The 13,501-nt window shown below is 43.2% G+C and carries 14 protein-coding genes and 3 tRNA genes; 12 read left to right on the forward strand and 5 right to left on the reverse strand.

From position 1 onward, the window contains the following. The first annotated feature begins 123 nt into the window (after positions 1-123). Positions 124-1,371, forward strand: coding sequence for an N-acetylmuramoyl-L-alanine amidase AmiC (gene amiC, locus Xenpb_RS13845; RefSeq protein WP_187654862.1), 1,248 nt, complete (start codon positions 124-126; stop codon positions 1,369-1,371). A gap of 135 nt (positions 1,372-1,506) precedes the next feature. Here the strand turns inward: amiC and Xenpb_RS13850 are convergent. The 3 genes from Xenpb_RS13850 to Xenpb_RS13860 form a co-directional block, all read right to left on the reverse strand. Next, a tRNA-Met gene (locus Xenpb_RS13850) sits at positions 1,507-1,583 on the reverse strand. Positions 1,584-1,651: 68 nt separating this feature from the next. Beyond that, positions 1,652-1,728, reverse strand: a tRNA-Met gene (locus Xenpb_RS13855). 122 nt (positions 1,729-1,850) lie between these two features. Further along, positions 1,851-1,927 (reverse strand) — tRNA-Met (locus Xenpb_RS13860). Between the two features lie 225 nt (positions 1,928-2,152). On the opposite strand from Xenpb_RS13860, the gene mltA reads away from it, so the two are divergent. Together mltA and tcdA are read left to right on the forward strand one after the other, a co-directional pair. Next, a complete protein-coding gene (gene mltA, locus Xenpb_RS13865) occupies positions 2,153-3,250 on the forward strand; it encodes a murein transglycosylase A (RefSeq protein ID WP_187654863.1) in 1,098 nt (365 codons plus the stop codon). 72 nt (positions 3,251-3,322) lie between these two features. Then, positions 3,323-4,135 carry a tRNA cyclic N6-threonylcarbamoyladenosine(37) synthase TcdA gene (tcdA, locus tag Xenpb_RS13870; RefSeq protein ID WP_187654864.1) on the forward strand — a complete coding sequence of 271 codons (813 nt, stop codon included), beginning with the start codon at positions 3,323-3,325 and terminating at the stop codon, positions 4,133-4,135. Between the two features lie 8 nt (positions 4,136-4,143). Here the strand turns inward: tcdA and csdE are convergent, their stop codons facing one another. After that, positions 4,144-4,602: a cysteine desulfurase sulfur acceptor subunit CsdE gene (gene csdE, locus Xenpb_RS13875; RefSeq protein WP_187654918.1), complete on the reverse strand. Its 459-nt coding sequence runs from the start codon at positions 4,600-4,602 to the stop codon at positions 4,144-4,146. Positions 4,603-4,810: 208 nt separating this feature from the next. Here csdE and Xenpb_RS13880 point away from each other — a divergent pair, with 208 nt between their 5' ends. The 6 genes from Xenpb_RS13880 (at position 4,811) to Xenpb_RS13915 (ending at position 9,189) form a co-directional block, all read left to right on the forward strand. Then, positions 4,811-5,032, forward strand: coding sequence for a hypothetical protein (locus tag Xenpb_RS13880; RefSeq protein WP_187654865.1), 222 nt, complete (start codon positions 4,811-4,813; stop codon positions 5,030-5,032). Positions 5,033-5,047: 15 nt separating this feature from the next. Continuing rightward, the gene (locus tag Xenpb_RS13885; protein WP_222942980.1) at positions 5,048-6,847 is read left to right on the forward strand and encodes an S-type pyocin domain-containing protein; all 1,800 of its coding nucleotides are present in this window, start codon (positions 5,048-5,050) and stop codon (positions 6,845-6,847) included. 3 nt (positions 6,848-6,850) lie between these two features. Continuing rightward, positions 6,851-7,249 carry a hypothetical protein gene (locus Xenpb_RS13900; RefSeq protein WP_222942981.1) on the forward strand — a complete coding sequence of 133 codons (399 nt, stop codon included), beginning with the start codon at positions 6,851-6,853 and terminating at the stop codon, positions 7,247-7,249. A 672-nt stretch (positions 7,250-7,921) separates the two neighbouring features. Then, a complete protein-coding gene (locus Xenpb_RS13905) occupies positions 7,922-8,389 on the forward strand; it encodes an S-type pyocin domain-containing protein (protein WP_222942982.1) in 468 nt (155 codons plus the stop codon). Between the two features lie 15 nt (positions 8,390-8,404). After that, complete coding sequence (locus Xenpb_RS13910; protein WP_187654866.1) at positions 8,405-8,659, forward strand: hypothetical protein; 255 nt, start codon at positions 8,405-8,407, stop codon at positions 8,657-8,659. 305 nt (positions 8,660-8,964) lie between these two features. Beyond that, positions 8,965-9,189, forward strand: coding sequence for a hypothetical protein (locus tag Xenpb_RS13915; protein ID WP_187654867.1), 225 nt, complete (start codon positions 8,965-8,967; stop codon positions 9,187-9,189). Between the two features lie 165 nt (positions 9,190-9,354). Here the strand turns inward: Xenpb_RS13915 and csdA are convergent, their stop codons facing one another. Beyond that, complete coding sequence (csdA, locus tag Xenpb_RS13920; protein ID WP_187654868.1) at positions 9,355-10,560, reverse strand: cysteine desulfurase CsdA; 1,206 nt, start codon at positions 10,558-10,560, stop codon at positions 9,355-9,357. A 403-nt stretch (positions 10,561-10,963) separates the two neighbouring features. On the opposite strand from csdA, the gene Xenpb_RS13925 reads away from it, so the two are divergent. Genes Xenpb_RS13925 through rlmM form a run of 3 tightly spaced genes read left to right on the forward strand, consistent with a single transcriptional unit; the run spans position 10,964 to position 13,403 of the window. Beyond that, positions 10,964-11,890, forward strand: a complete 927-nt coding sequence (locus Xenpb_RS13925) for a transcriptional regulator GcvA (protein ID WP_047961833.1) — start codon at positions 10,964-10,966, stop codon at positions 11,888-11,890. Positions 11,891-11,917: 27 nt separating this feature from the next. Further along, positions 11,918-12,313 (forward strand): DUF423 domain-containing protein, encoded by a 396-nt coding sequence (locus Xenpb_RS13930; protein ID WP_187654869.1) that lies wholly within the window; start codon positions 11,918-11,920, stop codon positions 12,311-12,313. Then, positions 12,306-13,403 carry a 23S rRNA (cytidine(2498)-2'-O)-methyltransferase RlmM gene (gene rlmM / locus Xenpb_RS13935; RefSeq protein ID WP_187654870.1) on the forward strand — a complete coding sequence of 366 codons (1,098 nt, stop codon included), beginning with the start codon at positions 12,306-12,308 and terminating at the stop codon, positions 13,401-13,403. Before Xenpb_RS13930 ends, rlmM begins: the two co-directional genes overlap by 8 nt. Positions 13,404-13,501: the final 98 nt, after the last annotated feature.

Genomic DNA, 13,501 nt, shown 5'->3' on the forward strand with positions numbered 1-13,501 from the left:
ATGCTTTTTTTGATGACAGCGATTCGTTAATTAATTAGAGTTCCCGCCTGACTATTATGTTGGGCAAAGATTATCTGTTGGATAAAGATTACTGCGTTTGGTTGTTTTTAAATGGAATAAACGATGAGTCATTCAGACCATAATTCTTCACGTCGTCGTCTGTTGAAAGGCGCAGCCGCTGTGTGGCTGCTGAGTATTAGCCCTATCGGCCAGGCAGCAAATTCAAAAGTGGTTGCTGTTCGTATTTGGCCTGCATCAAGTTATACCAGAGTGACGTTGGAGTCTAATATTCCACTCAAGTATCGCCAATTTTCTCTCTCAAATCCTAATCGCATTGTTATTGATTTACAGGGTGTCCAGCTTAATAGCGTTTTGAGCAGCATGGGAACACAGGTTCAGCGACGCGATCCTTACCTGAAAGTGGTGAGAGCCGGACAATTTAATCCTAAAACGGTGCGTTTGGTTTTTGAAATTAAACAGCCAATTTCTCCGCATATTTTTACATTGCCACCGATTGCAAAATTTAAGCACCGTTTGGTATTAGATCTTTATCCGAAAAAGGCCGCTGTTGTGGATGATGATCCTTTACAGGCTTTACTTGAAGAGTACAACAGCGGGGACTTGGAAAAACACTTGCCTGCGGAAACACGCAAACCTGGTAAGGCCGGAAAAGACAGGCCAATTGTAATTATGCTCGATCCGGGGCACGGCGGTGAAGATTCAGGGGCGATTGGAAAATATAAAACCCGCGAAAAAGATGTTGTGTTACAAATTGCTCGTCGTTTACAGGTGCTTATAAGACGTGAACCTGGCATGAAAGTTTACATGACCCGCAACGAAGATGTCTTTATTCCGTTGAAAGTTAGGGTAGCAAAAGCACGTAAAATGCAGGCTGATCTCTTTGTTTCTATTCATGCGGATGCCTTTACGAACCGCTCTGCTCGTGGTTCATCCGTATTTGCGTTGTCAACTAAGGGAGCAACCAGTAATACTGCCCGTTTTCTGGCTCAAACCCAAAACGAGTCTGACTTAATTGGGGGAGTGAGTAAAAGCGGTGATAGATATTTGGATCATACTATGCTGGATTTGGTTCAGACCGCGACGATCAACGATAGCCTGAAATTTGGTGATGAAGTGCTTAAGAGAATGAACAAAATTAATAAGCTGCATAAAAATAGTGTCGATCAGGCGGGGTTTGCAGTGTTGAAAGCGCCAGATATTCCCTCCATTTTGGTGGAAACTGCGTTTATCAGCAACTTGGAAGAAGAGCGTAAACTTAAGACAGCCAAATTCCAGCAACAAATAGCGGAATCTATTTTTGCTGGCATTAAGGCTTATTTTAAAAGTGGCGCAGAATTGGCACGGCGGTGAAATATCCGCCTTAAATACTTACAGCCAGACTTAAAAAATTTTAAATAAGATCCGGGAACGGCTATGAAAACCAGATAAATAATAAGAGATGAAGATTAAGGAAGTAATAAAAGGAAGTATTAGTAAAAGGAAAATTGGTTGCGGGGGCCGGATTTGAACCGACGACCTTCGGGTTATGAGCCCGACGAGCTACCAGGCTGCTCCACCCCGCGTCCGTCTATCTGCAAACTTTGATTATCAATAATGAGTGCAAATACTGAAGGATGACATCATACAAAATTGGTTGCGGGGGCCGGATTTGAACCGACGACCTTCGGGTTATGAGCCCGACGAGCTACCAGGCTGCTCCACCCCGCGTCCGTCTATTTGCAAACTTTGACTATCAATAGTGAGTGCAAATACTGAATGATGACATTCTTTACTGCTAGATTGTGTCTATGCTGGATCATCTGTTAATAAATGATATTCTCGCGTAGATTTGGTTGCGGGGGCCGGATTTGAACCGACGACCTTCGGGTTATGAGCCCGACGAGCTACCAGGCTGCTCCACCCCGCGTCCGATGTCGGCACACTATACTCTTGAACGGCGTGGTTGCAAGTTTTTTTATTGATATTTACTGAATTTGTTTGTCTTTTGGTTAAAAAGCATTCTTGTTGTTTTGTTTTTGTTCTATGTGCGTTGAAAAACTATAAGCTATTTTTTCTAACTACATTTTATTATTTATTGGTGTTTGATATTGTTCATCGTCAGACAGTAATGGTAAGAAAATAAGGCAGAAATATGAAGCATTGGGGCAGATATCTTTTATGTGGATTTGTCATCTCGTTATTATCGGGGTGCCATTTACGTCCGACAGATCAGGCTCAGCAATATAAAGATGGTCGGATTAGCCAAAATCTCCAATTGGTTAACATGCCTAATGCTCAGGGTAGCCCGGTTAATGCTAAAGATTTTGCTACCCAAATTAAATATATCAGTACATCTTCTCCCCGCTTGTATAACAGTCATCGTGAAACATTCGAAGCCATCGAAAATTGGATGTTATCCGGTGGTGATACCCGCCATTTAAATGAATTTGGTTTACTCGCCTATCAGATGGAAGGCGGAGATAATTACGGTAATGTGAAGTTTACTGGTTATTACACGCCTGTTTTGCAAGCCCGGCATATTAAGCAAGGGGAATTCAAATATCCTCTGTATAGTATGCCAACGAAACCGCGTTTTCGTTTACCCAATCGCGCCGCAATATACAGCGGGGCGTTGAACAAAAAATTTATCATCGGGTACAGTAATTCCCTGATGGATAATTTTATGATGGAAGTGCAAGGAAGTGGTTACGTCAATTTTGGTGATGGTCAACCATTGACCTTTTTTGGTTATGGTGGAAAAAATGGGCATGCCTACCGCAGTATTGGCAAGGTGCTGATCGACCGTAAAGAAGTCCCCAGTGACAAAATGTCAATGAAAGCGATTCGTCTGTGGGGAGAACAGCACAGCGAAGCCAAAGTGAGAGAAGTGCTGGAACAGAACCCTTCATTTGTTTTCTTTAAACCTGAGCCTTATACCCCTGTCAGGGGAGCCAGTGCTGTCCCTCTTGTTGCAAAAGCTTCGGTGGCATCTGATAAGACATTGATCCCGCCGGGAACCGCATTGCTGGCGGAAGTTCCTGTGTTGGATGAATCCGGCAAATTTACCGGACAGTATCGCATGCGGTTGATGGTGGCATTGGATGTTGGTGGCGCCATTAAAGGGCATCATTTCGACATTTATCATGGTGTCGGTGAAAAAGCGGGTGAAATGGCAGGGTTTTATAATCACTATGGCCGTGTTTGGGTATTGAAGAAAGCCTCATCTGGTTTTTTAGCGGCAAACCAGTAAGATCCCCTCCTAAAATCATCAATCGATAACCTATCCCGACAGAGATAGGTTTTATGCAGGATTTATTTAGCGATGCAAGTTTCTCTCTCTGATGCTTATCTCCAACGTTTCGCTGGCACGGCTCGATTATATGGCCAGAAAGCGCTTTCATTATTTGCCCGCTCCCATGTTTGTGTTGTCGGCATTGGCGGTGTCGGTTCGTGGGCCGCAGAAGCGTTGGCGCGCACAGGCATTGGCGCTATCACGCTGATTGATATGGATGATGTTTGCATCACCAATACCAACCGTCAACTGCATACGTTGGTACAAAATGTCGGGTTGCCGAAAACGGAAGTCATTGCTGAGCGGATACGGGCCATTAATCCTGAATGCCAAGTGACTTGCATTGATGATTTTGTCACGCCTGATAATGTCGCTGAATTGATGTCTACAGGATTCAGTTATGTCGTTGATGCTATTGATAGCATACGGCCAAAAGCGGCGTTACTGGCTTATTGCCGTCGTTATAAGATCCCTGTTGTCACGACGGGGGGAGCGGGCGGACAACTTGATCCTACCCAGATTCAGGTGGTGGATTTGGCGAAAACAGTACAAGATCCACTGGCAGCGAAATTGAAAGAGCGCCTGAAATCGGATTATCGCGTAGTGAAAAACGGCAAAGGCAAATTAGGCATTGACTGTGTTTTTTCTACGGAACAGTTAGTTTATCCGCAATCTGACGGTACGGTTTGTGCTGCCAAGAGCACGGCGGATGGTTCCAAACGAATGGATTGTGCTTCTGGTTTTGGTGCCGCAACGATGGTTACGGCGACCTTTGGTTTTGTTGCTGTATCCCATGCACTGAAAAAGATGGTGGCAAAAGCCGAGCGGGAAAAAGTGCTGTAATACAGGGACTAATTCGTGTAGGTACGTGCGATTTCCTGAATGGTGTTAATCAGGGATTTCACACCACTGAGCCGTGAGCCACTCAATTGTTGTTCCAGGCCGAGTTGTTGAAATAGCTCGGCCAAAGGTGTCTGCAAAACCTGCTCAGGTGTTTTGCCTTCTACCGCCGTCAGGATAACCGCTAATAACCCTTTAACAATGCGGCCTTCGCTATCACCGTAAAAATGCAGGCGGCTATCTGCAAGCAATTGATGCCCTAACCAGACACGGTTTTCACAGCCGGACATTTCAATATCCTGCTGTTTTAGTTCATCCGCCAAAGGTGGCAGTTTTCTGGCAAGGCCGATTAGCTGTCGGTAGCGATCTTCCCACAACTTACATTGCCGGAAGTTTTCAATGAGTTGTTGCTCTGTAATCTCTGTTCCGAACAGATGCGGAGCAAGGATGCTGTCTGAAAGTTGTGTCATCGGTTTTTTTATCTTGCAGTGGGTTTGTGGCTGATTTCCTCTGAATGAGGTTTCAAGATCATAGCAGTTATCATTGCCATGATGAATTGGCATTTCCGCTAAATTAACCTTCCTTGAATTTGGGACAAACGGCATTTTTTGGAAAATAGAAATGTGATTCAGATCTAATTACCCGCCAGTCATTGACAGCCAGCGGCATTGGCGGTTGTTGTCTCACTATTCTATGAGCGGCTATGCCAAGACATTGACATATGAACTATGGGAAGAGCAGGGGGAACTGGCACTGAAGCTGGATACACCGAATGGTGCATTGACCCCGCGTCTGGCCGCATGGCTGAAACAGCGCCGTCAGCAGGGTTCCCGCCTTCAGGCGTTGACCATTCATGACTTTCTGGCGGAGAGCGGTATTAACGCGCCGTGCCTTAACTAAAAAAGGATTTCGTTGATGAGTGATACTGGAAGATTAGATTGTGTTTCTTGCCATGAGGTATTCAAACATTGGCTGGAATTTCAATTGATAGACAGTCAGGGCAAGCCGTTAGGGGGAGTCCCTTATCGCCTGAAAAGCCGGGATGGCATGATTAATGCCAGCGGAACCACTGATGGTCAGGGTGTGCTGCGTGAAGAAAACTTATCGTCGATGCAAATGATCCTGCATGTGGATGCTCAAAAGTTGGCTGACCAGTTGACTGAAAAATCTCCCGCGGAGGCGATGGAAAAACAAAAAGGGATAGGAGCCTATCACCAGCTTATGCCGGGAGATATCAGTGATATGACACCGGAAATTGAAGGCTGGACGAAAGAAGCCTTACTGCACTCAAGATACTACCCTGATCCCAGTTATCCGGGATTTATCGCGATGCCGGGCCATAACCGTCGTCATGTATTGGAAATCGCCCGCATCGCCAAGCCTGTTTTTGCTAAATCCTGCCTGCAACCCGCGGGATGTACGGATGCCGGAACAGAAACTGAACCGCATACTCATTTTGGTCAGATGTATGTCTTTCAGCCCAAGCCAGCGGTTCAATCGCAGAAGAAGCTGAAAAGCTCTGAGCCGTGGTATCTTGAAGCTATTGCGGGATTGGGGAACATGGTATTCCCAAAAGCAGAGGCGAACCCAATCCTTATAGAATATTCTTTGCAAGCAGCACAACAGACACAAGCGGCTATGACGGGTACTGCTATTGCAAATCACGAGAATAATAGCAAGGAGAGAGAAGCGGGTTCTTTACTGTCCTCAAGTGAGAAGCAAAAGTTGGATAACATCCGGTTTAGTATGTCCCGCGAATCTTATCTCACGAGTGCATCTGCAATAACTTTAGGGATGATGATAAGGGATTGGTGGGATGGCAGTGATAAAGATTTACTGAGCCACGAAAACTTAAAGGAAATTGCCGATAAAAAAGGAACAGCGCCAACCCGTGTTCGTTATCGTTTTGTGGATAATGCACAAAACGGGCAACTCACCGCAGTGGGATATCATACCAGCGAGGAAAGTGGGCTGGAGCAGGTCAAAGTTCGCAACGTGCAATATAATGACTCATTAAACCGGTATGAATTTTGGGAAGATGATGCGGCTTCACCCACACTGGTTTGGTATTTAGACGCACGAACAGGTGAATTATCACAGAGCGATATTGATAAATATGCTCAGCAGGATTCGTCTGTCAATGCGAAGGTGGCTGTGCTGGATCCGGAGATTAGCAGTCAAACTCCGGGCTTACCGATACCGGAGCAGCGGACTTGGCGGGATGGGGTTTATATTAACCCTCAGCAAGATCCGAAGCAGATGGGTGATAATGCTATAACTACACCAATACCGGATGAGAACAGGCCAACGACGTTGACCACGCCAAAACCGGAGCAGAAGAGTTTTCGTGATTATATTCTGATACTTCCGATTTCGAATGTTCCGGCGATTTATGTTTATTTGAGTGAAAGTAATGAGATAGTCACCAAAAATGTTAAGCCTAATATTTTAATTAGCAGGCAAAATAGAAACGAAATGTCAGGATCGCAAATTAAGAGATATGTAAAAGATATGAAAAAAAATGGCTATGATACTAATTTCCCAGTTGATGTGGCTAATGTGAATGGAAAAATGATTATTATGGATGGCCATCATCGAGTTGAAGCAGCAGTAAAAGCAGGCATTAGTGAAATACCTGCTAGAGTAATAAATGTTACGGGAGAACATGGTGATGAATTGTTGCGTCAAGCAGCTGAGGCGAGAGTGAGGTATTAATATATGAATGCTATAATCGAGAAAAAAGATATTATTGATTTTATTAAATTGCAGGTAAAGCTGTCCCGCACTTTTTTTGAAACTTATCCAGCGGTGAAAGATTTTGAGTGGTTATTAGATTTTCCAAAACGTGGTAGCATTCAAATAGATAATGAATTGTGGGGTTTTATTAAGCATGGAAAAGGCATTAGATTTACAAAAACATCACCGTTGCCAAAAATAATAGTTGATATTAACAACCATGTTACTAATCCTAAATTAATTGATGTCTGGCGTTTGTTAGAGTATTTTGAAAAAGAAGATCTTGAATTTAGTAAGGAGTATATTCAAGATCTTCTGGAGGGAATGGTATCTTCTGGAGAACTAAGGAAATTATATAAATATGAATATGAACTATTATGATTTTATGTATATTTGATTGATTTTTATAAACAATAGATTATTATAAATTGGATAATTAGTATAAAAACTTATCAGAATATACTTTGATAGGTTTTTATACTAGATGGTTATTCTATTTTTATGGAAATTAAATAGGGTGTTATTATCTTGGAATATATGATTGTTATTTGGCCGTAATTTAATTAAATAGAAATATTTTTTTGAATAGTGTTTGTGAGTTGACAATAGTTTGTTATTGGACTTTACAAGAATTTTTTATCATAAAATAATTTTTTTAGATAGAATTAAATTGTGATTGTTGAATAGTTAAATTGGGGCGACAAAAACTTTTCCAATTTTCTTTATACTCTGTTTCGCATAATCAGTGTAACTCATTTACCAGGAAGAAAACCAAATGATTTCTCAAGTAGAGGTGAATCCAATCCTTATAAGGTTTTAATTACAAACAGTTCAACAGACACAAGCTTCTATATTGAGAGGGAGGATAATGAATCACTAAACCGGTATGAATTTTGGGAAGATGATGAGGCTTCACCCACACTGGCTTGGTATTTAGACGCACGAATAGGTGAATTATCACAGAGTGATATTGATAAATATGCTCAGCAATATTCGTCTGTCAATGCGAAGGTGGCTGTGCTTGATCCGGAAATGAACAGTTAAACTCCGGGCTTGCCGATACCGGAGGAGAAAGATTTTCGTGATTATATTCTGATATTCTCGGTTTCAAATATTCCGGCTATTTATGTTTATTGGAGTAGCAGACAAGTATTAGATCCCGACAGCGTTACAGGATGGGAAAAAGCTGAAAAATACTACGATAAAATCAGGGCCGACCCTTCTGATATTTCAACCATTGCGAAAAATACAGGATGGAAAGAATCCCATGTTGCCCGAGCAAAAGACCATGTGTTTTTCAGAGAACACCAATTAGGTTATGGAAAAGGAAAAGGTCGATTTGATGCCGATCCTGAAATGGTTAATGCTTGGGAACGTTTGAAGAAAGGGGATTTTGTAAAATCTGACATTAACTTGTTGAAACATGAATATTTTGAATCCCGATTTGAAAGAATTTTTTCAACAGACTATATAACTGCTCATGAGGCAGCAGTAAAATCAGGAAGAGATTGGAAACCTTAATTTGGAAACCTTAATATGGCATTTTGTATATTGATCTTCAAAAAAGAAGAAAATGAAAGTTTCGCCCGTTATAATTTTATGGCTTGTGAATTTAAGGACACCGATAAAGAACACGGTGTTTTAGAAATAAATAAAGAAAATGGCGAAATTACACTAATCAAAGCTGCTGATTATGATGAAAAAAAACATTTTTACCAGAGAGCATCATATAAAATACTCACTCATTGGAAAAATGGAGATCTCCCAGACAGAACAATCTGGGCATCATAAAGAACACACTATTCAATGAGTAAAAAAGCCGGTAAGATCCGCATGATCTTCCGGCTTTTATCACCATTCTGGCCTATAAACCCTGAACATTGTAAGTGTCCAGCCATCTCACCTTGCTTTATCAGATAAAAACAAAGTGGGTTTTAGCTAAACGTGTTCTCAGGCCAGAGCAGTAACTCATTCAACTGGTTGTTCGGCCATCTTACCCACCATTCACAAGCTTTCGATTTGAAAATGAAGATCCCAAGATTATTGAGATATTGGGAAATGCCTTAGAGTCATACAGAGGCAAATTTCAATGGGCCATGATTAGTCAGAAAAAAGAATATGGCACAGGAGTTAATAGATGTATTTCGCCAAAATATATTAAAGAATTACGAGACGAAGCGGAGAGGGTTTATGAATCTCATAATGTTGATGAGTATGTTGCTAAACACGAACCTAATTTTGCTCCTTTAGCCTACGACGATCTTATTAATTCAACGGAACATGTTAAAATTGTTTTCAATACTGCTGGTATTCATGTTTGATAGCAAAGTCCCAGTTATTGTGAACTGCATCCAAAAAGTTAGGTATTAACTGATTAAGATACAATTTCATAAAACAGAAGCATTCTCTGGAATGCTTAAAGCCAGGCACAGTATTAAACATACGCCCCCATCATAAATAGAGGCGTACTCAACAATAAACCAATATCACTCACCCAACAACGACAACGCAAATTTCACCGCTTCGATCAATCTATCTGCATCTTGCTGGTTGTTATAAGGCATAAACGAAGCGCGTAAGCAGCCGCTGATCCCAAGAGCATCCAGCAACGGTTGAGCGCAATGTTGTCCCGAACGCAGGGAGATATTTTGTTCTGCAATCAGTGTTGCTAAGTCACTGTGATGTATTCCGGCGAAATTGAAAGCAAGCAAACTGGAACCGGCCACACGGTAACTTGTAAAACCCGGCAGTAGGCTGAGTTGCTGCTCGGTGTAATCCGTCAGGGCAATGGCATGGGATTCGGCGAGCTGGATATCCACGGTTTTCAGCCACTCCAGAGTTGTTGCAAAGCCGACCACGCCAGCAATGTTAGGTGTACCTGCTTCGAAACGATAAGGCACGGCTTCCGGTGTGAAACCGTCAAATGAAACTTGAGTCAGCATTTTGCCACCGCCATGCCACGGAGACATCGCATTCAGCAATTCAGTTTTGCCATACAACACTCCCAATCCATTCGGGCCATACAGTTTATGGGCTGAGAACGCGTAAAAATCGATATCCAGTTGCTGAACATCAATAGGTGCGTGAACGATACCCTGAGCCCCATCAACCAGTACCTTGCAGTGATATTGATGGGCGAGAGTTGTGACCTGTGCCAAATCTACGGCGGCACCAGTCACGTTCGACATTTGGCTGATGGCGACTAATCGGCTTTTCTCATTTAACAGTTCTGCCAGTTTCTCTATTTCAGGTTGGCGTTGGTTGCCAATCGGCCATTTAACGATTTTGGCGCCTGTCTGTTCTGCCAGAATCAGCCACGGTAGCAGATTAGAGTGGTGTTCCTGTTCGCTGACAATGATTTCATCACCCACGTTCAGGCGGGGGCGAAAGTAACTCTGCGCTACCAGATTAATGGACTCAGTAGTGCCTTTCGTCCAGATGATATCCATAGGTAATGGCGCATTGATCAATTCCGCGACCAGTGACCGGGCTTGCTCATAACGCGCGGTCATGGCTTGTGCTGTCGCGTGCTGGCTGCGATGTACCGTCGCACTGTGGTTCTGGTAATAGTGTTCGGTCGCCTCAATCATACATCTCGGCTTTAATGCAGTGGCGGCACTATCCAGAAACGTGGTTGATTCTTGCAGGGCAGGAAATTGTTGACGGAATTGTTCTGAGTCAAAGGCTTTCATAAACGGTGTAATTTAGTCATTGTGTGATAAAGAATAAGTTTTTTTTAGCCAGAAGAAGGGGAATTCTACAGGAAAGTTGAGAAAAAAAGCACCGCAATTGCGGTGCATTAAAAAAATCACTATGGACAGACAGGGTAAATGTACAGGAAGTGAAAAAAAACGGTAGCTTACGCTACAAAGTCTGGAGTCCCAGACAACTTGCAAACACAACATCACAACCACAAAGCCAAAAGTATCAATGTATTAATACAAAGAGACTTTTCGTTCCGGCTTAGGAAGTGCGCACACTATAGGGATTTGCTGGTATATCATCAAGGGACAAATTATAATGATTCGGATTATAAAAACTAATACCTGAACGAAAAGAGTTACCGGTATCGTCACCATCATATAAGAAACCAACATGTCTAAACGTTTGCCTCCACTCAATGCCTTACGCGTTTTTGATGCCGCCGCCCGTCATTTAAGTTTTACTAAGGCGGCAGAAGAATTATTTGTGACTCAGGCCGCAGTTAGTCATCAAATGAAAAGCCTGGAAGATTTTCTGGGATTAAAGCTTTTTCGTCGTCGTAATCGTTCACTGTTGTTAACTGAAGATGGGCAGAGTTACTATCTCGATATCAAGGAAATTTTTACTGCTATCAATGATGCAACCCGTAAGCTTCAGGCACGTAGCGCTAAAGGGGCATTAACCGTGAGTTTGTCCCCCAGTTTTGCTATTCAATGGCTGGTGCCACGGCTTTCTGGCTTTAATCAGAGTTTTCCGGGGATTGATGTCAGGATTCAGGCGATAGATCGGGAAGAAGATAAATTGGCTGATGATGTTGATGTCGCCATTTTTTATGGCAGGGGCAATTGGCCGGGGTTGCGAACCGATCGCCTTTATCCTGAATATTTACTGCCTGTCTGTTCTCCGGCCTTGTTGGCAGGAGATCGGCCCTTGAAAACCCCTTCAGATCTTGCCAGGCATACCTTATTGCACGATTCATCCCGGAGGGATTGGCAAGCCTATATTCGTCAGCTTGATATGCAGCAACAAATCAATGTCCAGCAAGGGCCAATATTCAGTCACAGTGCAATGGTGATTCAGGCGGCTGTGCACGGTCAGGGGGTTGCCCTTGCTAATAATGTTATGGCACAAAATGAAATTGATGCGGGGCGTTTGGTCTGTCCATTCAATGATGTTTTGGTCAGTAAGAACGCATTTTATTTGGTTTGTCACGATAATCAGGCAGAATTGGGCAAGATTGCCGCTTTTCGGAAATGGATATTGACGCAAGCCGCGTCCGAACAAGAAAGGTTGGGATATATCACTCAATATACCCAATAGATGCCAATCTGAAACAGGAGCTGTGTGATGAGCAGTCGGGCCATGCTTATTTTTGTCGGGATCAGTGGTTTTTTCTACGTGGCATTGGGAGCGATGGGGGCACATATGTTGGCGCCTGTCCTGACTTCACGTCAGATGGAATGGATTCATACCGGCCTGCAATATCAAGGGCTGCATACACTCGCCATGATGGCGCTGGCTGCTTTTTTGATGCGTCAGCCAGTACCCCAATTTGGATGGAGTGGTATTTTTTTCGCAGCGGGAATTGTGCTGTTTAGCGGCAGCCTTTATTGTCTGGCCTTTTTACCGCTAAAATTTCTGGTGTATTTGACACCAATCGGTGGGCTGAGTTTTCTCATTGGTTGGTTATGTGTATTAATTGGCGCTCTGCGTCTAAGGAAATCGGCGCTTAGCCATGAATAAAGTTGCTTTATATTGCCGCCCGGGTTTTGAAAAAGAGTGTGCGGCAGAAATTACCGATAAAGCGGGTAAAAAAGAAATTTACGGTTTCGCCCGTGTGAAAGAAAACAGCGGATATGTGCTGTTTGAGTGTTACCAGCCTGATGATGCCGATCGTCTGATTCGTGAAATCCCGTTTAAGGAATTGATTTTTGCCCGCCAAATGTTGGTTGTGGGCGAGCTGTTGAAAGATCTGCCGCAGGAAGATCGCATTACACCGATTATTGGTATGTTGACGGGTGTGATTGAGCGAGCCGGTGATCTGCGTGTAGAAGTCCCGGACACCAATGAAAGCAAAGAGTTGATGAAATTCTGCCGTAAGTTTACGGTTCCATTACGTAATGCGATGCGTCAGGAAAAGCTCTTGCTGGCAAAAGAAAACGACAACCGTCCCGTGATCCATGTGTTTTTCATTGCCTCAGGTTGCTGCTATGTGGGGTATTCCTACAGTAACAATAATTCCCGTTTCTATATGGGGATCCCTCGCCTGAAATTTCCATCTGATGCACCAAGCCGTTCCACGCTGAAACTGGAAGAAGCCTTTCATGTCTTTGTTCCTTATGATGAGTGGGAAGAACGTCTGTGCAGCGGCCTTCATGCTGTGGATCTCGGTGCTTGTCCGGGAGGTTGGACTTACCAGCTAGTAAAACGCAGCATGTTGGTTCATGCGGTAGATAATGGCCCGATGGCTGAAAGCTTAATGGAAACCGGTCAGGTGAAGCATCACCGCGTGGACGGTTTTAAATTTGAGCCGTCAGTAAAAAACATTTACTGGCTGGTTTGTGACATGGTTGAAAAACCTGCCAAAGTTGCACACTTGATGACAGATTGGCTGGTAAAAAGCTGGTGTCGTGAAGCGATCTTCAATCTCAAATTGCCGATGAAAAAGCGTTATGAAGAAGTGGATCACATCTTGCAGAAAATTGAGTCGCAACTGAAAGAGAATGGCGTAAATGCTCAAATTCAGGCAAAACATCTGTATCACGATCGTGAAGAGATTACAGTACATGTTCGTCGCATCTGGTCTGTTTATGCAACTGAACGGGATTATTGAAGGTGATGGATATGGAATAAATTTCAAGTTGCGGTGAAAATACCGCAATTTGAAAAAAGAAAGCGTAAATAGATAATTCTTTCTTAGGGCTAATTTCC

Origin of the sequence: Xenorhabdus sp. PB62.4, from assembly GCF_014467285.1 — a bacterium.
Lineage (GTDB): Bacteria > Pseudomonadota > Gammaproteobacteria > Enterobacterales > Enterobacteriaceae > Xenorhabdus.